14 protein-coding genes and 1 tRNA gene are annotated in these 18,008 nt (G+C 64.4%); 10 read left to right on the plus strand and 5 right to left on the minus strand.

Translation table 11 applies throughout. The features are described 5' to 3' along the window. Positions 1–113: 113 nt before the first annotated feature. Both BLU29_RS01850 and BLU29_RS01855 read left to right on the plus strand, forming a co-directional pair. Entirely contained in the window at positions 114–1,169 is a 1,056-nt protein-coding gene (locus BLU29_RS01850; protein WP_091054880.1) for a tartrate dehydrogenase, read from the plus strand. Positions 1,170–1,279: 110 nt separating this feature from the next. After that, positions 1,280–2,806, plus strand: coding sequence for an MmgE/PrpD family protein (locus tag BLU29_RS01855; protein WP_091054881.1), 1,527 nt, complete (start codon positions 1,280–1,282; stop codon positions 2,804–2,806). Between the two features lie 142 nt (positions 2,807–2,948). Here the strand turns inward: BLU29_RS01855 and BLU29_RS01860 are convergent, their stop codons facing one another. Next, entirely contained in the window at positions 2,949–4,004 is a 1,056-nt protein-coding gene (locus BLU29_RS01860; protein WP_091054882.1) for a hypothetical protein, read from the minus strand. A 222-nt stretch (positions 4,005–4,226) separates the two neighbouring features. Between BLU29_RS01860 and BLU29_RS01865 the strand changes: the two genes are divergently transcribed. The 5 genes from BLU29_RS01865 to BLU29_RS01885 all read left to right on the plus strand — a co-directional run bounded on the left by BLU29_RS01865 (position 4,227) and on the right by BLU29_RS01885 (position 9,957). Then, positions 4,227–6,746, plus strand: a complete 2,520-nt coding sequence (locus BLU29_RS01865) for a TonB-dependent receptor (RefSeq protein WP_091054883.1) — start codon at positions 4,227–4,229, stop codon at positions 6,744–6,746. A 226-nt stretch (positions 6,747–6,972) separates the two neighbouring features. Beyond that, a complete protein-coding gene (locus tag BLU29_RS01870) occupies positions 6,973–7,503 on the plus strand; it encodes a cache domain-containing protein (protein ID WP_091054884.1) in 531 nt (176 codons plus the stop codon). Between the two features lie 52 nt (positions 7,504–7,555). Then, positions 7,556–8,587 (plus strand): YncE family protein, encoded by a 1,032-nt coding sequence (locus BLU29_RS01875; protein WP_091054885.1) that lies wholly within the window; start codon positions 7,556–7,558, stop codon positions 8,585–8,587. Between the two features lie 150 nt (positions 8,588–8,737). Further along, on the plus strand, positions 8,738–9,250 hold the full coding sequence (locus BLU29_RS01880) for a cytochrome c (protein ID WP_091054886.1): 513 nt from the start codon (positions 8,738–8,740) through the stop codon (positions 9,248–9,250). Positions 9,251–9,261: 11 nt separating this feature from the next. Then, positions 9,262–9,957: a response regulator transcription factor gene (locus BLU29_RS01885; RefSeq protein WP_091054887.1), complete on the plus strand. Its 696-nt coding sequence runs from the start codon at positions 9,262–9,264 to the stop codon at positions 9,955–9,957. A 352-nt stretch (positions 9,958–10,309) separates the two neighbouring features. Here BLU29_RS01885 and BLU29_RS01895 read toward each other — a convergent pair whose 3' ends face one another. The 3 genes from BLU29_RS01895 to BLU29_RS01900 form a co-directional block, all read right to left on the minus strand. Beyond that, positions 10,310–11,146 (minus strand): TorF family putative porin, encoded by an 837-nt coding sequence (locus tag BLU29_RS01895; RefSeq protein WP_091054889.1) that lies wholly within the window; start codon positions 11,144–11,146, stop codon positions 10,310–10,312. A 12-nt stretch (positions 11,147–11,158) separates the two neighbouring features. Beyond that, positions 11,159–11,320 (minus strand): hypothetical protein, encoded by a 162-nt coding sequence (locus tag BLU29_RS17790; RefSeq protein WP_157693557.1) that lies wholly within the window; start codon positions 11,318–11,320, stop codon positions 11,159–11,161. A gap of 434 nt (positions 11,321–11,754) precedes the next feature. Further along, a tRNA-Gly gene (locus BLU29_RS01900) sits at positions 11,755–11,830 on the minus strand. A 129-nt stretch (positions 11,831–11,959) separates the two neighbouring features. Between BLU29_RS01900 and glnD the strand changes: the two genes are divergently transcribed. The 3 genes from glnD (at position 11,960) to BLU29_RS01915 (ending at position 17,126) form a co-directional block, all read left to right on the plus strand. Further along, positions 11,960–14,755, plus strand: a complete 2,796-nt coding sequence (gene glnD / locus BLU29_RS01905; RefSeq protein ID WP_157693558.1) for a [protein-PII] uridylyltransferase — start codon at positions 11,960–11,962, stop codon at positions 14,753–14,755. A gap of 133 nt (positions 14,756–14,888) precedes the next feature. Then, positions 14,889–16,607: a GAF domain-containing protein gene (locus BLU29_RS01910; protein ID WP_091054891.1), complete on the plus strand. Its 1,719-nt coding sequence runs from the start codon at positions 14,889–14,891 to the stop codon at positions 16,605–16,607. A 195-nt stretch (positions 16,608–16,802) separates the two neighbouring features. Continuing rightward, positions 16,803–17,126: a cupin domain-containing protein gene (locus BLU29_RS01915; protein ID WP_091054892.1), complete on the plus strand. Its 324-nt coding sequence runs from the start codon at positions 16,803–16,805 to the stop codon at positions 17,124–17,126. 105 nt (positions 17,127–17,231) lie between these two features. Here BLU29_RS01915 and BLU29_RS01920 read toward each other — a convergent pair whose 3' ends face one another. Further along, complete coding sequence (locus tag BLU29_RS01920) at positions 17,232–17,849, minus strand: HNH endonuclease (protein ID WP_091054893.1); 618 nt, start codon at positions 17,847–17,849, stop codon at positions 17,232–17,234. Positions 17,850–18,008 lie beyond the last annotated feature (159 nt).

Consider the following 18,008-nt stretch of genomic DNA (forward strand, 5'->3'; position numbering starts at 1 on the left):
CGGCCCCGCCCCCGGCTGCAATTCAGGTGGTTCCACTTATGGCGGAAAGCGCGGGCGCCGGTCATACTTAGCCAATGACAAAGGTTTCACCGCTTGCCAGCGGACCGCAAGCGATGAAGGGATACCGCATCGCCACCATTCCCGGTGATGGCATCGGCAATGAGGTGGTCCCCGCCGGCATCGCCGTATTGGATGCGGCCGCCAGGAAGTTCGGCTTCCGCCTGGCGTGGGACCAATTCCCCTGGAGCTGCCAGTATTACCAGGAGACAGGGCGCATGATGCCCGAAAACGGCCTCGACCAGATCAGGCACCACGACGCGATCTATCTCGGCGCCGTGGGGTTTCCCGGCGTGCCCGATCACGTCTCCCTGTGGGGCCTGCTGATTCCGATCCGCCGCGGATTCCGCCAATACACCAATCTGCGGCCGGTGCGCCTGATGCCCAGCGTGGTTTCGCCTTTGCGGGACCGCCATCCCGGCGACATCGATTTCTACGTCGTGCGGGAAAACAATGAAGGTGAATACACCACGGTCGGCGGGCGCCTCTATGAAGGCACGGATGAGGAAATGGCGTTCCAGCAGGTCGTTTTCACGCGCCGCGGAGTTGACCGGATCCTGCGGTATGCGTTTGAACTGGCCCGGCGTCGGCCCAAGAAACACCTGACCTCGGCGACCAAGTCGAACGGCATCACGGTCACGATGCCGTTCTGGGACGAGCGTTTCAAGGCGATGGCGAAGGAATACCCGGACGTGCGGACGGACCAGTATCATATCGACATCCTCACGGCGCACTTCGTCCAGCACCCCGACTGGTTCGACGTGGTGGTGGGCTCCAACCTTTTTGGCGACATCCTTTCCGATCTCGGTCCCGCGGTCTGCGGCACCATCGGGATCGCCCCCTCGGCCAACCTGAATCCCGAACGCGACTATCCCTCCATGTTCGAGCCCGTGCACGGTTCGGCGCCGGATATCGCCGGCAAGGGCATTGCCAATCCAATCGGCCAGATCTGGTCCGGAGCGATGATGCTGGAGCACCTCGGCCAGCCCGAGGCGGCGGCGGCGATTGTGCGGGCGATCGAGCAGGTGGTCCAACACGGGCCGCGCACGCGCGATCTGGGTGGAACGGCGACGACGGTGGAGGTCGGGCGCGCCATTGCGGAAGCGGTTTGAGCCGGGCGCCGGTCGTTTAGGTGATACCACCGATGGCTCGCCGCCGGGGCAGGCGATATAGTGACGGAACCACCGCTTACGGTGAAATCCGCGCACCCAACCGCCAGCTTATGAATGCCCAAAATTTGTTTCCCCAAAGCGAAATCAACCCGACGGACCTGACCCGGCGCAGTTTTTTGCAGGGCTTGGGCTGCCTGGCCGCCGTGGCCGGCCTGCCGTTGCCGGCCGCCAGGGCCGCGGACGCGACCCCCGCTGCTTCCGTCCCGGTGGCCGCCGCGGACGCCACGCTGATCACCAGGCTGAGCACTTACATGAGCGAGGCCGCCAGCCGCGAGATTTCGCCGGAGGCGGCGGAAAAAGCCAAGCATCACATCCTCGACACCCTGGCCGCCATGGTTTCCGGCGCCGACCTGCCCCCGGCAGTGGTGGCGCTGAAGTTTGCCCGTCTTCACGCGGGGGACAAGCTGGCGACGGTGGTTGGCTCCGACCTGCTGTGCGGGGCCATGGACGCGGCGCTCGTGAACGGCATGCTCGCCCACTCCGATGAGACCGACGACTCGCATGCCCCGTCACACACCCATCCGGGATGTGCCATCGTGCCCGCCGCCCTGGCCTCCGGCGAACATTATGGCACCAGCGGAACACGCCTCCTGCGGGCGGTGACGCTGGGCTACGACATCGGAACCCGGATCACCATGGCGCTCGGCGGCCTGGACTTTCAGATGGAGACGCATCACAGCACGCACAGTATCGGTGCCAATTTTGGCGCCGCCGCCGCCGCGGGTTGCACGGCGGGCTTCAACGCGCAGCAGATGTGCTGGCTCATTGATTATGCCGCCCAGCAAGCCGCCGGCTCGGCGGCCTGGATGCGCGATCTCGAGCATGTCTCCAAGTCCCTGGTTTACGGCGGCCGGCCCGCGCATAATGCGATCGAGTCCGTCCTGATGCTCGAGCTGGGCGCCACGGGCGTGGCGGACATCCTGTCGGGTCCGGACAATTTCTTCATCGCCATGACGCCGAAGGCGGATCCCTCCAAGTTGATCGAGCAACTCGGCGAGCGCTACGAGGTGACGCGGACCAACATCAAGAAATGGACCGTGGGTTCGCCCATCCAGGCGCCGCTCGATGCGATCCAGAATCTGCAGAAGCGGCGCCCCTTTGAGGCGGACGAAGTGCGGAAAGTGGTGGTGCGGGTCGCGACCAGCGAAGCCAAAACCGTCAACAACCGGGGCATGCCAGACATCTGCATGCAGCACCTCGTGGCGGTGATGATCCTGGACAAGACGGTTTCGTTCGACGTGGCCCATGACAAAGCCCGGATGAAGGATCCGGCGGTGCTCAAAGTGCGGGCCAAGGTGCAGCTCGTGCCCGACGAGGAGCTCGAGCGTCTCTATCCGGAGAGGCAGGCGATCGTCGACCTGACCCTGACCGACGGAACCACGCTCAGTGAGCGGATGATCGCGGTGCGGGGCACGGCGGAGAATCCCATGCCCCGGGAAGAGGTGGTCGCGAAGTGCCGCGACCTGATGGCCCCCCGCCTTGGGGCGGAGAAATGCGCCCGGCTGATCGAGAGCGTGCTCGACCTGGAGAACATCAAGGACATCCGCAGCCTGCGGCCCCTCCTGCAACGGACCTGACGGGGTCGGTGTTGGAGAACCGTTCCGCGGCCTGCGCGCGACTTTCAGTCCTCCGGATGAGACCGGCGCGGGAAGCGTGTCCGGCGCACGATGGGGCGCGCCAGCCCGCGGGGTGCCGGGCGAGGACGCGGGCGACGACCGGTCACGGGGCCTGGAAAATCAGCAGCTGCAATTTTGCGTCCGGCCGGCCCTTGCCGGAGGCGGCCACATACAACCGGTTCAGCTCGGGCACAAAGATCGATGATTTGGCGCGCCAGGCCGACGGCACCTCGGCGAGGTGCTCGTAGTGGTCCGCATCGCGTTGCGAAAAAACCGACACTGTCTCGCTTCCGCTGATATAAATCCGGCTTCTGGCAACATCGCGCGATATGTCGCTGTTCACCCCGACACAGGGAAGCGCGGCCACGACTTTTCCCGTGTCGGTATCGAACACGATCAGTTCCCCCGGCTTCCGGCTGACGCTGAAAAGGCGATGGTTCGCCTCGTCCAGGGCGATGGCGTGGGCCACGTGCGCGTCCGCTGGCAAGGGCCAACGGGCAATCACCTGCCGGGTTTGCAGGTCGATGACACCGACCTCATCCGTGCCGGTGAGATTCACATAGAGTTTTTTGCCGGCGTGGTCGACGACCATGCCCTCGTGGGATTCGCCGGGAAGCGTGACCTGCCCGGCCAGGGCAAAGGTCTTGAGATCGATGACATTGAGCCGGTGGGTGTTTCCGCCCGGAACGGTGGGTCCGCTCTCCACGTAATAACATTGGTCCACCGGATTGAACACCCCATGGTCCACCCCCGGGGGGAGCTTGACGGTGTTGATGATCCGGTAGTCCTTGCAGTCCACCAGTTGCACCGCGCCAGGGGTGCCGTCGGGGAAACCACCGTCCGTGACGAGCAGGCGATCGGACTCGGACAGATAGTGCATCATGAGGGGATGGCCGAAACCCCCGATGCTTCCGGTTCGCGCGCCGGTCTTCAGGTCGAAGATCTCGACCGTTTTCGCCACCTCGGCCGCCAGGAACAGTCGGTTGCCCCGGAGGTCGGCGCCGAAATGGTCGAAGTCGCCGGTGAAGCCCGGCATCGGAGTCGTGGCGACCAACCGCAATGGGGGCGTTTCCTTTGCCGGATCCTGCCGCGCGAGCAGGGCGGGCGCCGGCAGCATGCAGGTCGCACCAAGGGCCAGGGTCAATAGGGGCTTGTTCATGAATCTCCCTATAACACGCCGGCGATTACGCCAAGATGATGCAGGCCAGTAAAAGTGATAATGCCCGTCATTCGGTGGCAGAATGGCGTTTCAGGTGAAACCACCGATAGGCGGATGTCCCGGCAATCTATATCGTAAAGGCGTAATCCAGACCCCAAACGTGTCGCGCCGGTTTCCGGCGTGCTCCCACCCCACCGCTCCGTTGTCCCCAAACACACCCCAATGAAATTATTCCACTACATCTGCCTGGCGGGAGGGTTAGCCGCCAGCTTGCCCAGCGCTCGCGCCCAGACCGCTCCCGACACCCTCCCCGCAACCGATGAGACCAAGCCAACCGGTGCCACCATTGAGCTGTCCCCCTTCGAGGTCCGTTCCTCGACCGACCGGGGTTATGTGGCGGGCAACGCCGTTTCCGCGACCCGCATCTCGACCGTCATCAATGATCTGCCGTTCTCCATCAACGCCATCACGCCGCAGTTCATCTCGGACACCGGCGCGGAAAACCTGATGGACATCGTTTCGCAATCCGCGGGCGTGAAAAGCGGCGTCAGCGCCACCACCCAGGGCAACGCCGTGTTTTCGGTCCGCGGCTTCGTGCAGGCGCCGCAGCGCAACGGATTTTCCAGCAACCAGCTGGTCAGCAATTATGTGGATGGCAGCGTCATCGAGCGGGTCGAGGTGGTCAAGGGACCGGCCTCGCTCCTGTATGGCGCCATTGCTCCCGGCGGCACCGTCAACTACATCACGAAGGCGCCCGAGCCGAAGCCGTTCACCGAGGTGCGCTTTTCCCTCGGGGCCTACAACGCCTATGACACCACGCTCGATGTCAACCAGCCGTTGGCGACGGACAAGCTGCTTTTCCGGTTCGTCACCTCCTACGGCAACGGCGAGCAATACTACCAGAACACCCACAGCCACAGCGTGGTGGTTTATCCCACCCTCAAATGGATCATCACGCCGAACCTGTCCTTGAAGCTCGATTATCAGGGCTATCAGCAGCGGCAGGATCCGCCGGCCGTCTATCTCCCCAACTCGGTCATCGCAACCCCGGCCAGCATCGTGAAAACCCTGTATGGCGTCGGTCATCCCGGCTCCAAGTCGCTTTTGGCCAACCAGACCGGACCGGCCGTCGCGGAAGGCGTTTCCGACTCGTCGGATCCCGGCTTTATGCGTCCGTTCCCGGGGCTGCCGAAGAATTTCAACTATGCCGACGTCAGCGACGTGAAGAGCGACAACCTCAAGACCTTCAACGCCGAGCTGGATGCGAAGCTCAACGACCATTGGAACGGCCGCATCCACGTGGGCGAGGATATCGATCACTCCAGCTACAACCAGACGGGTCACGCCGCGGCTTACGTCGCGCCGCCGGATTCCCTGGTCTATGCCAACGGTCTTTGGAGTGTCGCGCCGAGCTGGAGCGCCTTGACGTCGGACCAGCAGATCATGCAGGGGCTCGCCTACGCCCAGCAAGCCGTCAACAACCCGGGTCTGCTGCAGTCGACCCAAAACGGCACGCCGAGTCCGATCATGATGGACCGCGCGCCGCGCGTGCAAACCCAGTCGGTGCGCGGCACCACCATCCAGGCCGAAGCGGTGGGCTCCTATGATTTGCGGGGGATGAAACTCCAGGTGCTCGCGGGCGTTTTCTACGATCACGTCACCTACAGCGCCGCGACCCTGCAGAACGAGCACACGGCCGCCTCGCCCTTTTTCCGCGCCTGGGATGTCAACTCCGCCAGCCCCACGTATTACGTCAACACCAACGAGGGCGCCTTCACCGCCCAGCAGATGACCTCGGTCGACACCGACACGACGGCCATCAACTCGGACAAGGCCGCCTACGTCCTGGTGAACGCCAGCTGCTTCGACAACCGGCTCTATTTTGTCGGCGGGGCGCGTTACAACGTCTCGTCGAACCAGGTCACCGATAACGCGGCGGGCTCGGTCGCTCCGGCGCTCAACAGCAAATACACGACGCCGCAGCTGGGGTTCGGCTTCAAGATCACGCGCGACGTGCTGCTCTATGCCTCCTACAGCGAATCCTACACGCTCTCCACCCAGCCCTACCTCACGGTGGCCGGCGTGGTGAACGGGATTCCCACCGCCATTCCGACCGGGCCGACGGCGCCGACCATTGGCCGCGGCTACGAAACCGGGCTCAAGGGCGCGTTTCTCAACAACAAGCTCAATCTGACCCTTTCAGTCTACCAGATCGAGGAGGACAAGGTTCTGCAGGACCTGAATCTTAACATCGATGGCTTCAGCATCGACAACTGGAACCAGGGCGCCAAGCAACGCGCGCGCGGGATCGAGGCCAGTGTTTCGTGGGAACTGCAGAAGAACTGGCAGATCGTCTTCAGTGCCGCCGAGGAGGATGTGCGCAACATCAAGGAACCCTTCGGCCTGGAATACTATCTCGGCCAGAACGTCGGTTATACCGCCAAGCCCGCCGTGCATTTCTGGAACCGCTACGCCCTGCCGCAGCCGGCCCTGAAGGGGCTGTGGATCGGAGCCGGCGTGGACTATCAGGGCCGAAGCGCGGGCGATCCGCGGAACCGGGACTACTACATCCCCGCTTACACGCTGCTGAACGCCGCCATCGGCTACGACTGGAAGGTGAACAAGGCCAAGCTGACGACGACTCTGAACATCAAGAACATCCGGGACGTAGCCTACAAGGATACCCCGCAGTCCATCGGCGAACCCCGCCGCATTCAGCTGGCGTGCACACTGCATTACTGAGCGGTCCCCGCCCCCCTGCCCTTCACCTGATCGGAACTCCCCGGCGGGGTTCCGGTCATTTGCTGGCGCTGTTGTCCCGGGGGCTGGCTGCACCGGTCGCGCGCAGTGGCTCCGGGAAAAATATTCCCGACCCTGATCGTCCGGCTGCATTGCTTCCGCCGGAAATCTCCGCGGCACCGCGCGCCGCATCCTCCGCCAATATCCGGCCTGAGCCTCTGGTCTCCACATGAACCAACCCCGGTCATTTCTCCGCGCGGGCATCCTGGCGCTGACGCTCGCGCTGTTTGTCCCGCCCGGGAGCGCGCAAACGGCCGCGTTACCAACCGAGCCCCCGCCGGGCAAGGCGGCGGACAACCGGATTTACGCCCAGCAGCTGGTCAATGATCTGCTGGCCGCAAACGGCGATCTCCTGGCCGTCGGGCTGCATGCGATCCCTCCGGGTGGGACCGGGTATGCGATCGTGGCCCACTCGCGCGACCTGATCGGCAAAAAGGATTCCGTCGCCGATGTCGAGATGATCAAAAACGACCAGACTATCATCGGACCGGAGACGACGGGTTATACGACCACCCCGCGCATGGTCGTCCACGAGCCTTTGCGCGACAACCAGGGCCGGATCGTGGGCCTGGCCGTCCTGTCCTTCCGGCTCGAACCGGGCACCACCAAACTCGCGACGCATGCCCGGGCCAGCGCGCTCATGCAGGCACTGGCCCGGAAAATACCGGACGTCGCCGCGCTTTTCCAAGCCACGCCCTGATCCCCCCGGGACACCGGCCGGAATTCCTCAAGCTTTTCCACCCGCAATCACCATGAAAATACACAAAAAACTAGCATCCCTAGCCTTCGCGGCCGCCTGCGTCTATGCCTCGGCCGCCGAGGAATACCACATCATCGCCCGCTATCACATTGGCGGCGACGATTCGCGCGTCGACTATTTGCGCGTTGATCCCGTGAACCGCCACCTGTTCGTGGCCCATACCAAGCTTTTCGAGGTGATGGACATCGATACCGGCAAGAAGGTCGGTGAGATCGCTCCCGCGCCGCGCGCCCACGGCGTCGCCCTCGTGCCGGAGCTGAACCGCGGCTTCGCTTCGTGCGGCAATTCGAATACGATCATCATGTTCGACTTGAAGACGCTGAAGACCATCGCCGTCATCGACTCGTCGGGCAAGAATCCCGACGGGATTGAATATGATCCCGACACCAAGCGGATTTATGTGGCCAACGGGTCCTCGGGCAACGTCACGATCATCGATCCCGCCGCCGGCAAGGTCGTCGGCAACGTCGTCCTGACCTCCGGCAAGGACAGCAAGCTCGAGGCCATCGGATTTGACGGCGCCGGCCGGGCCTTTGTGAATGACGAGGATATGGCCAGCACGCACGTCTTCGACCTGAAGACACTCAAGGCCCTTGCCACGTGGTCCCTGGCTCCCGGGGAGGGCGGCACCGGCATGGCGGTCGATCGCGCGCATCACCGGATTTTTGCCACCTGCGCCAATGAAAAGCTGGTCGTCCTCGACAGCGACACCGGCAAGGTGGTCGCGACGCCGGCCATCGGCGAGGATCCCGACGCGGTGTTTTTCGATGCCGCCACGCAGACGCTCTTCGTCTCCTGCCTGGACGGCACGATGACGGTTCTCCACGAGGACACGCCTGACAGCTACAGCCTGGTGCAAACCGTCGCCACCGGCCCGGGGGCCAAGACGAGTGCCCTCGACAACGGGAAAATCTACCTGCCGGTGATGCAGTTCGGCACCCCGCCGCCGCCGACCAAGGACAAGCCTGAGCCCAGGCCGCCGGTCATTCCGGGTACCTTGGAAGTCATTGTCGTCGGAAAATAAGATGACACCGCCCGGGGTTGACCCGCGCCGCCGCATGGAACGGCCGGGTCAGCCCCCGTCGCGCTGCCGTTCCTCCGGTGGCACGGCCCGACCGGCGGCAACCTTGAACGGTTCGCCCAAGTTTGCGTCAAACCTCCGATCTCCGGACCCATGAAAAAAATCCTCGCCGGCGTTGTTATCGGGATATGCCTGCCTTTTGTGGCCGGCTATCTCTTCGTGATCTCGGGCCGCATGCCCGTGGCGACAAAGGGATCGCCGCTGCCCTTCGAGAAATTCCTCGCCCGCAAGGCCCAGCACGCGGTGATGGATCCCGAAGCCGGCAAGCCTTCTCCGCTTCCGGTCGACGAGCCCAATCTCCTCGCCGGCGCGCACGTCTACCAGGCCCAGTGTGCCGTTTGTCACGGCCGGCTCGGCCAGCCCGCATCAGCCATCGCCCAAGGCATGTTCCCCCAACCGCCGCAGCTCCTGCCACCGAAGACGGGTGTGACCGACGACCCGGTGGGCGAAACCTACTGGAAGGTAAAGAATGGCATCCGCCTCACCGGCATGCCGGGCTACAGCGGCAATCTTTCGGACACCGAGTTGTGGCAGGTCAGCCTGTTGCTGCGGCACGCGGACAAGTTGCCCGTCCCGGTCGAGGCGGTTCTTCACCAGACGAAATAGGGTCGCACCCCATGCGCATCCTGATTGTCGAGGAGTCGCCGCAACTCCAACACTTGCTGGGCCTGGCGCTCAGGGAGGCCGGCCATGTGGTCGATATTGCCGGCGATGGAGCGGAGGGGCTGCATCTGGCCGGGACCCGCGGTTACGCCATGATCGTTCTCGATGTCACGCTGCCCAGACTCGACGGTCTCACCCTGCTGTTGGAACTCCGCCGTCGCGGCCAGAACGTGCACGTGCTGTTCCTCACGGCTTGTGCGGCCGTGCCGGATCGCGTGCGCGGCCTCGAGGCGGGAGCCGACGACTATATGATAAAGCCCTTTGCGCTCGCGGAGCTGCTGGCCCGGGTTGAGGCGGTGAACCGGCGGGTCGCGGCAAAACCGCAACACCGCATCCTTGTCGGCGACCTGGAGATTGACCTGCGGGCCCGATGTGCGCGCCTGCGCGGCCAATTGATGGAGTTGACTGCGCGGGAATTCCTTCTGCTCGAGTATCTCGCCCGCCGGCGCAGTGAAGTGGTCTCGCGCGCGGACCTCGAGGCGCATCTCTATGACGATAAGGTGGAGCCGATGAGCAATGTCGTCGCCTCGACCATCTGCTATCTGCGCCAAAAATTCCGCGCGGCCTGTGGATCGGACCTGATCCAAACCTGCGGAAGGTTGGGTTACGTGCTTGATCGATCGACGATGGCTCTGGATGAAGCCGGCTAGCCCTTGGCCTCCCCCGGTTCCTCGCTCACCTCGAATCCCAATTCCCTGTGTTCAGCGACCGCGGGTGTGGGACGGGTGCGGCGGAGTGTGACCTCATCTCCGCCGGCGTGCGCATGGGCTGCGATTTGCCGATGCAGAAACCCGCCAGGAACCCAGCGAGGGCAATCACACCGTACGCGACCAACCGGAAGGGCTCCATCCTCGGCGAAGCCGGCGGAGCGAACGACTCGTGCTGAATGATGACTTGGGTGCTCATGCCCAAAGGATATCCCCGTTCCATCCGAACGCTGAGTTATTTTCCGCCGCAAAACCGTTAAGAAAACGCTAACGCCCGCGCGCGGGCCTTTCTTCCTCAAAACGTCCGGGTGTAGCTGACGGTCATTACGCCGCGGCCGACGGCGGCGGAATTGGGCACCTTGCCGTCCGTGCCGACCTTGACGAAGTTGTCGGACCCTTTCGTATAGGCCCAGCCGATCGAGAGCTTCGAGTCCCCGGTGACTTGGAAGGGTGCGGATACCCCGATCAGCCAGTAGTTGCCGTAATTCTTCACATCGGACGGCTGGCCGAGGGAGTTGATCTGATCGGGGGCGGCGGAGGTCCATTTGAACGTCCCTGCGGTCGCGGTGAAGTCCAGCTCGGTCTTCGCCTCGGTGAACAGAACGGTGTAGGCGGCGGTAAGCTCATACGTGGGCCCCTTGAGCCGGAGGTCGTAATAGATCTTCGGGGTGAATTTCACCCCGGCGACGGTGTAGTTCAGGGCAAGGTTGGGTTCGTAGGTGGCCTTGTAGAAACCGTCCGCCTGTTTTGCATTCGGATAGGTGTAGATGGTATAACCCGGCTGCCAGGACAGGGTGTCCTTGATCACCTCGATGGTGTAGGAGCCATAAAAATCGAACTCGGGGTCGGACTGGCCGACGACCTTGTCCTTCAGCGGGGTGTTGTTCCACACGCCGACGGCGAGGGAGCCATAGTCGTATTCAAGGGAAGGCTCAAAAGCCGGGCCGCCGAGGCGCGCACCACGAAACATGTATTGGGAGGCAACGGCCGGCGTGAACACCCAGGAGCCGGTGGTCGGCACGGGTGCGCCTGGCACCGGTGCCGCCGGAACGGTTTGAGCCTGAAGGGCGAGCATCCTCATGAGCAGGAAGAGGCCGACAAGAGAGCGAAGTGTTTGGAACAGGACTTTCATGATGGTGCTGGGTTAGGGCTTGGCAGAGGAAGCTGGCGGCCAGTCTACGCGGGATTTTCCAGGGGTGCGCCGGGACAGGTCCTTGAACAGCAGGATCAGTCCAAGCGTGGCCAGCAGGATGAGCACGCTGCCGAACAGCCGCTGGCCGGTAGATTTCTGCGGAGGCGCATGCATTGCGGTAATGCTGCGACTCTACGCCTTCGATCAGCCACCGCCTAGTTAAGACCCTAGCGCAGACCACTAAGAAAACGCTAAGCCCGGGTGCTCTAATTCGGCCGCAGGGCCGTGAGCGGACTGTTCTTGGTCGCACGACGCGCTGGCCGCCAGCAGGCGGCGACTGCGGCAGCACTGACCAAGACGACGGCCACCAGCACCGCGAGGAGTCAGTGCAGAACAACGCGCAGCCCCGCGAAAACTCTTTGTCTTCTCCTCTGGAGATGCCTGAAGCACTCACAAAGAGACACACAAAAGCCTGCAAAAATCCGACCTCTTCGCCTCATTTTCGGCCCGCCGCCGCTTCAGCCATGAAAATCTGACTTTCCTAACTCGTCGCTAAACAGCGCATTAAACAAATCGCCCGGAATTACTTCCGGGCGACGTATGTAAATTGGAGCGGGAGAAGAGACTCGAACTCTCGACGTCCACCTTGGCAAGGTGGTGCTCTACCAACTGAGCTACTCCCGCGTGGGAGAGGCGGAGTATTCAACTCCGGATTTGCCCGTCAACCAGATTATTTATTGCACGCTTTCGGCCGCGCGCGGTGCATTTCCAGCTTTTCCCCAGCGGGTTGCACTGCTCATGTTAGCCTCTCCCATGACCGGCCGTGCCACGCCTCCCGTCCGCGCCCAGCCCGCTTTCACGAGCGAAAGCTCGGCGGCGGAGCGTCTGGCCGCCTGCAAGGCCTACCTGGCGGCCGAGAGCGAGCGCATCTACCAGCGCCACCGCGCCGGTGGTCCCGGCCACAAGGTCACCCACGCCCTGGCCGGCCGCATGGACCGCCTGCTCCAGCCGCTGTTCGCCGCCGCGCTGGATGCCTGGCGCAAGGAACACGGCGAGCCGCCCGCACCCGTCTGCCTCATCGCGCTCGGCGGCTACGGTCGCGGCGAACTCAGCCCGCTGAGCGACGTCGACGTGATGTTCCTCTACCCTTCCAACGTGAAGGGCCTCGGCAAGTTCCAGGAGCACCTGTCCAACAGCGTCCTTTACCCGCTCTGGGACCTGCGCCTCAAGATCGGCCACTCCACCCGCACGCTCAACGAGGTCTTCTCCGAGGCCGTGCGCGACATCCGCACCAAGACCTCGCTGCTCGAGTCGCGCCTCATCGCCGGCGCCGAGGCGCTCTACGAGAATTTCGCCGAGACCTACCGCAAGCACTACCTGACCGACGACCCCAAGGCCTACATCGCCGCGCGCCTCGCCGACCAGGCCAGCCGCCGCGCGCAGAACGGCGACACCGTCTTCATGCAGGAGCCCGACATCAAGAACGGCGTCGGCGGCCTGCGCGACTACCAGAACGCCCTGTGGATGGCCCGCGTGCGCCTCGGCATCTCGCGCATGGACGAGCTGGAGAAGCAGCACTACCTGCAACCCGCCGAGCTCCGCGCCTTCCAGCGCGGCTACCACTTCCTGCTCCGCGTCCGCAACGAGCTCCATTACATGAGCAAGCATCCCACGGATGTGCTCAACCTCGAGACGCAGCCGAGGCTCGCCGCCAACCTCGGCTACCACCAGAAGGCCCTGCTCGAGCGCGTCGAGGCGTTCATGCAGGACTACTACGGCCACGCCCAGGCCATCTACCGCATCTCGAAGATCATCGAGCAGCGCCTCGCGCTGACCATCGCCGCCGGCCCCGGCATCGTCGGCTCGCTGAAGAACCTGCTGCTTGCCCGCCGTGCCGACCGCACCAAGCGCCTCGACGGCTTCCTGCTGCGCGGCCGCGAGCTCGCCGCCGAGAATCCCAACGTCTTCAAGGAGGATCCCGTCCGCCTCATCCGCGTCTTCCGCCATTGCCAGCAGCTCGGGTGCGCGCCCGACGTCGACCTCGCCGCGCTCATCCGCGGCTCGCTGAAGCTGATCACGAAGAAGGTCATCGCCTCGCTCGATGCCAACCTGAGCTTCCGCACCATGCTGGAGGAATCCGGCCAGGTTTATGCACCGCTGGCCCTGATGCACGAGCTGGGGGTGCTCGGAAAGTTCATGCCGGAATTCGCCCCGCTGACCTGCCTGGTGCAGCACGAGTATTACCACCGTTATACGGCCGACATCCACACGCTCAGCGCCATCCGCGAGCTCGACGCCATCTTCATCGCCGCCGAGCCCATCGCGGAGAGCTACCGCACCGAGCTGCACCGGACCGCCAGCCCCTCCCTGCTCTACCTCATCCTCCTCCTGCACGACATCGGCAAGGGCGAGGGCATCCAGGGTCACGCCGAGGCGGGCGTGACGATGGCCGCCCCCGTGCTGAACCGGCTGCAGGTCGATCCCGACAGCCGTGAAACCATCAATTTTATCATCAAAAATCACTTGGTGATGGCACGGTTCTGGCAGAAACACGATTTGGATGATCCCCAGACTTCAGCCACATTCGCCGAGATGGTCGTGGAGCCCGACCGGCTCCGCTACCTCTACGTGCACACCTATTGTGACGCGCGGGGCACGTCGGCCGGCCTTTGGAACGGCTACAAGAACTCGCTCCACCGCCGCCTGTTCGACACCACGCTCGAGCGCCTGACCCTGGGGGACAAAGTTGAAACCCGCCTCCGCGAGCGCATCGAAATGACCCGCCAGACCCTCATCGCCCAGACCATCCCCGGCATCAGCCCGGATGAGATCACTGCGCACTTCAATCTCCTCCCCGAGCGCTATTTCATCCAGACCGACGCCCCGGAGATCACGCTGCACATCCAGATGGTCAACCGGCTGCTGCACTCCATCTCGGCCGCCGACTCCCTCGGCTCGCTGCGGCCGGTCATCGAGTGGACGGATGACATCAACCGCAGCTACACCACGGTCCACGTCGTTACCTGGGACCGCGCCGGCCTGTTCTACAAGCTCGCCGGCGCCTTCAGCGTGGCCGGCCTGAGCATCCTTTCCGCCAAGATCACCACCCGCTCCGACCACATCGCCATCGACACCTTCCACGTCGTCGAGCCCGGCCGCGGCGTCGTCCAGAACCAGAAGGCGATGGACACCTTCGCGCGCACCGTCGAGGAGGCGCTGATGAACAACAAGGACCTGCTGCCGGACATCACGGCGCAGGCGAAGAAGTTCGCCGAGGCCTCGCGCTACACGACGACCGCCTCGGAGCTGCCCGCCTCCTTCCCGCCGACGGTCGAGGTTTACCACGAACTCTCGCTCAACCGCATCATCGTCGAGGTGCAGGCCCACGACCAGATCGGCCTGCTCTACCGCCTGGTGAAGACCATCTCCGACCACGGCTTCGACACGACCTTCGCCCGCATCAACACCGAGCGCAGCGTCGCCATCGACACCTTCTACATCGAGCCCAACAAGCCCGAGACCGGCGCGGTCGACCCCGCCAAGCTGCACGCCCTGCGCGACGCCCTGCGCGCGATCATCACGCCGGTTGCGGCGCCGGCGGCGGTCTGATTATCCAAGGTGGAACCCGGCCTCCGGACGGGTTTTCAGGATTCGCGCATGACAGAAACGCGTCCGGAGGCCGCGTTCCACCTCCATACATTTTCTCTCCCCAAGCCGGCCCATTCCTGTTCATCTGGCGCGAATGAGTTCCGATGACCCGAAGGACCTGGCGGTCCTCTATGCGATTGCCTCGCTGGCGGCCAGCGCCGCCGACGCGACGTCCGCGCAAAGCCGGGTCCTCACCGCCATCATGGCCGCGTTCCCCGCCGACAGCGGCTCGCTGGCGCTGCTCAGCCCCGAGACCGGCGGCCTGGAGATCTGCGTCCAGCAGGGCCTCCCGCCCGATGTCGGCGATTTCATCCTCAAGCCCGGCCAGGGCATCACCGGCTGGGTGGCACTCCACGGCAAACCCCTGCTCGTTGCGGACGTCGCCGCCGAGCCGCGCTACATCTCCGCCCGGGCCGGTGTGCGCTGCGAGATGGCCGCGCCGCTCATCTTCGACGGCCGCACCATCGGCATCGTCAACCTCGATGCCGACCGGCTCGGCGCTTTCAGCGCGGACGATCTGGCACGGCTGGCACGTTACGCCGCCGAGGCCGGCACCGTCCTGCACCGCCTCTGGCAATACGAGCGGTTGCGCGCCAATTCCAAGCAGCTCACCACGCTGGTCGAGCTGGGCCATGCGCTGGTCGCCCAGCTCGCGCCCGAGGAACTGCTGTCCACCCTCACCCAGAGCGGCCGCGCGTTGTTCAGCGCCCGGCTCTGCCTGCTGCACGACTACGACGAGGAGCGGCGCGAGCTCCGGCTGCACGCCTGGTCGGCCGATGGCGACCTCTCGGCCGCGGGCCTCGCGCTGCAGCAGCAAACCGTTTCCGCCGACCTGTCCCTGCTCGCCGCCGCCATCCGCTCGGGCCGCGCCACCGAGTTCCAGAACATCGACGGCCCCGGCTACCGCGAGGCGGCCGACCTGCCGCGCGACCGCTCGCTCTGCTCCGCCCTGGCTGTGCCGCTCATCCTCGAGGGCCAGCCGGCCGGCGTGCTGTCGGTCTTCCACGGCGAGCTTCACCGCTTCAGTGACGACGAGAAGCGCCTGTTCACCGCCTTGGGCAGCTTTGCCGCCGTCGCCCTCCAGAACGCCCGGCTTTACGCCCGCGTGTTCCAGTCCGAGGAGGTGCTGCGCAAGAACGAGACCCTCACCACGCTCGGCCTGCTCGCCGCCGAGATCGCCCACGAGATCCGCAATCCGCTGCTCGTCATCAAGCTCCTGCACGGCACGCTCGGCATGGACTTCGCCGAGGACGATCCGCGCCGCCGCGATTTGCAGGTCATCACCGAAAAGATCGAGCAGCTCGAGAGCCTGGTCTCCCGGGTGCTGTCGTTCGGCCGGACCCCCGCCGCGCTGCACTCCCGCTGGGCGCTGGCCGAGATCCTCGACGACACGCTCGTGCTGCTCCGCGCCAAGCTCGCACAGGCCGGCGTCGAGCTGCATTACACGGCGCCGGCGCGCGCGCTGCTGGTCGAGGGCAACAAGGGCCAGCTGCAGCAGGTCATCCTCAACCTCGCGCTCAACTCCCTCCACGCCATGCCGCACGGCGGGGAACTCACCGTGGCCTGCACCGAGGAGACCTCAGCCCTCGGCCGCGTCGTGCAGCTTGATCTCACCGACACCGGCGCCGGCATCCCGGAGTCCATCCGGCCGCGCATCTTCGAGTCGTTCCTCTCCGGCCGGGCCGACGGCACGGGCCTGGGCCTCGCCATCGCCCGCCGCATCATGAAGGACCACCACGGCGAACTCACCCTGCTCAATTCCAGCTCGCGCGGCACCACGATGCGCGTGACGCTGCCGCTGTCCTCCGCTTGATCCGGTTTTTTGACTACGGATTACACGGATGCACACGGATACAATCCTTTGCCTGTCATTCTGAGCGGAGCGAAGAATCCATGAGCATGAGCATGACCGCCAGCGCATATCATTCTGGATTCTTCACTCCGTTCAGAATGACAGGTTTCGTATGTCCGTCCTCTGTCTTCTGATCTTCGTCCTCCGATTTTTCCCATGAGCTTCACCACCCTCGCCTCCCTGCCGGCCAAGGAAATCTTCGGCGGCGCCGTCCGCGGCCATTACGCCCACCTCGAGCGCCTCACCATCGGCGAGGTCGCGTTGCAACCCAACACCACCATCCCGCTGCACCAGCATCCGCACGAGCAGGTCACCTACGTGGTCGAAGGACGCTTCCAATTCACCATCGGCACCGAGACCACCGTCCTCGGGCCCGGCATGGCCGCCCTCATCCCCGGCGGTGTCATGCATGGTGGCACGACCCTCACGGCGTGCCGCGTGATCGACCTGTTCTCACCGGTGCGCGAGGATTACCGGTAGGGCGAATCCTCCGGATGAGCCGCGGCTCGTCGGGGACGACTCGCCCTACCCGCACCGCGACAACTCCTGCCTCGCCGCAATTCCGTCAGGCAGAACGAAGGCGGCTCACTCCTCGAGCTCGACGTTCCAGTAGGCGACGTCGAGGAAGTCCTTCCACTTCTCGTGATTGTGGTTGCCGAGCACGAGGGAGATAACGGGGCGCCACTTCGGGCGGACGGGCTTGCGGATGAGCCGCATGTGCGCCTCGTGCGGCAGGCGGTTCGCCTTGCGCGAATTGCACTTGATGCACGAGCACACGATGTTCTCCCAGGTCGTCTTGCCGCCGTAGTGACGCGGGATGACGTGATCGAGGTTCAGCTGCTCGCGCTCGAAGGTGTGGCCGCAATACTGGCACTTCTCGTCGTCGCGCTCGAAGACGTTGTTGCGGGTGAGCTTCAGCTCCTTGCAGGGCAGCTTGTCGAAGAAGGTCAGCAAAATCACGCGCGGCAGGCGGATGTTGCGGTTGATCGTGCGCACCGTCTCGAGCGCATCGACCGGCGGGTTGTAGACCGAGAAATCGATCCAATCCATCAGCGAGTAGGTGCGGAACGCATCCTCGGTCTGGTGGACGACCTGGGCGTGCTCGCGGGCCAGCAAGGCGAAGGCCCGGCGGGCCCCAATGACATTGACCGCCTGCCAGAGGCGGTTCAGCACGAGCACCGGTTGATCGAGCGCGGCTTCCATGGGCAACGGGCCTTGGAGATACGGACCGCCCGCCACCCTGTCAAGTCACGCGCCGGAAGGGTGTTGTAGGGCGGGATCTCCGTATCCCGCCTTAGGTGGAGCGGCTTGACCTCAAGGCGCTTGCGTTGATGAAAGCGCGCTGGGGTCAGCACGTTCCAC

Source organism: Opitutus sp. GAS368, from assembly GCF_900104925.1.
Classification (GTDB): Bacteria; Verrucomicrobiota; Verrucomicrobiia; order Opitutales; family Opitutaceae; genus Lacunisphaera.

What these genes read in the sequence shown, in the direction of transcription:
- BLU29_RS01850 (WP_091054880.1), top strand. Translation starts at nt 114, where the DNA reads ATGAAGGGATACCGCATCGCCACCATTCCCGGTGATGGCATCGGCAAT.
- BLU29_RS01855 (WP_091054881.1), top strand. Translation starts at nt 1,280, where the DNA reads ATGAATGCCCAAAATTTGTTTCCCCAAAGCGAAATCAACCCGACGGAC.
- BLU29_RS01860 (WP_091054882.1), bottom strand. Translation starts at nt 4,004, where the DNA reads ATGAACAAGCCCCTATTGACCCTGGCCCTTGGTGCGACCTGCATGCTG.
- BLU29_RS01865 (WP_091054883.1), top strand. Translation starts at nt 4,227, where the DNA reads ATGAAATTATTCCACTACATCTGCCTGGCGGGAGGGTTAGCCGCCAGC.
- BLU29_RS01870 (WP_091054884.1), top strand. Translation starts at nt 6,973, where the DNA reads ATGAACCAACCCCGGTCATTTCTCCGCGCGGGCATCCTGGCGCTGACG.
- BLU29_RS01875 (WP_091054885.1), top strand. Translation starts at nt 7,556, where the DNA reads ATGAAAATACACAAAAAACTAGCATCCCTAGCCTTCGCGGCCGCCTGC.
- BLU29_RS01880 (WP_091054886.1), top strand. Translation starts at nt 8,738, where the DNA reads ATGAAAAAAATCCTCGCCGGCGTTGTTATCGGGATATGCCTGCCTTTT.
- BLU29_RS01885 (WP_091054887.1), top strand. Translation starts at nt 9,262, where the DNA reads ATGCGCATCCTGATTGTCGAGGAGTCGCCGCAACTCCAACACTTGCTG.
- BLU29_RS01895 (WP_091054889.1), bottom strand. Translation starts at nt 11,146, where the DNA reads ATGAAAGTCCTGTTCCAAACACTTCGCTCTCTTGTCGGCCTCTTCCTG.
- BLU29_RS17790 (WP_157693557.1), bottom strand. Translation starts at nt 11,320, where the DNA reads ATGCATGCGCCTCCGCAGAAATCTACCGGCCAGCGGCTGTTCGGCAGC.
- glnD (WP_157693558.1), top strand. Translation starts at nt 11,960, where the DNA reads ATGACCGGCCGTGCCACGCCTCCCGTCCGCGCCCAGCCCGCTTTCACG.
- BLU29_RS01910 (WP_091054891.1), top strand. Translation starts at nt 14,889, where the DNA reads ATGAGTTCCGATGACCCGAAGGACCTGGCGGTCCTCTATGCGATTGCC.
- BLU29_RS01915 (WP_091054892.1), top strand. Translation starts at nt 16,803, where the DNA reads ATGAGCTTCACCACCCTCGCCTCCCTGCCGGCCAAGGAAATCTTCGGC.
- BLU29_RS01920 (WP_091054893.1), bottom strand. Translation starts at nt 17,849, where the DNA reads ATGGAAGCCGCGCTCGATCAACCGGTGCTCGTGCTGAACCGCCTCTGG.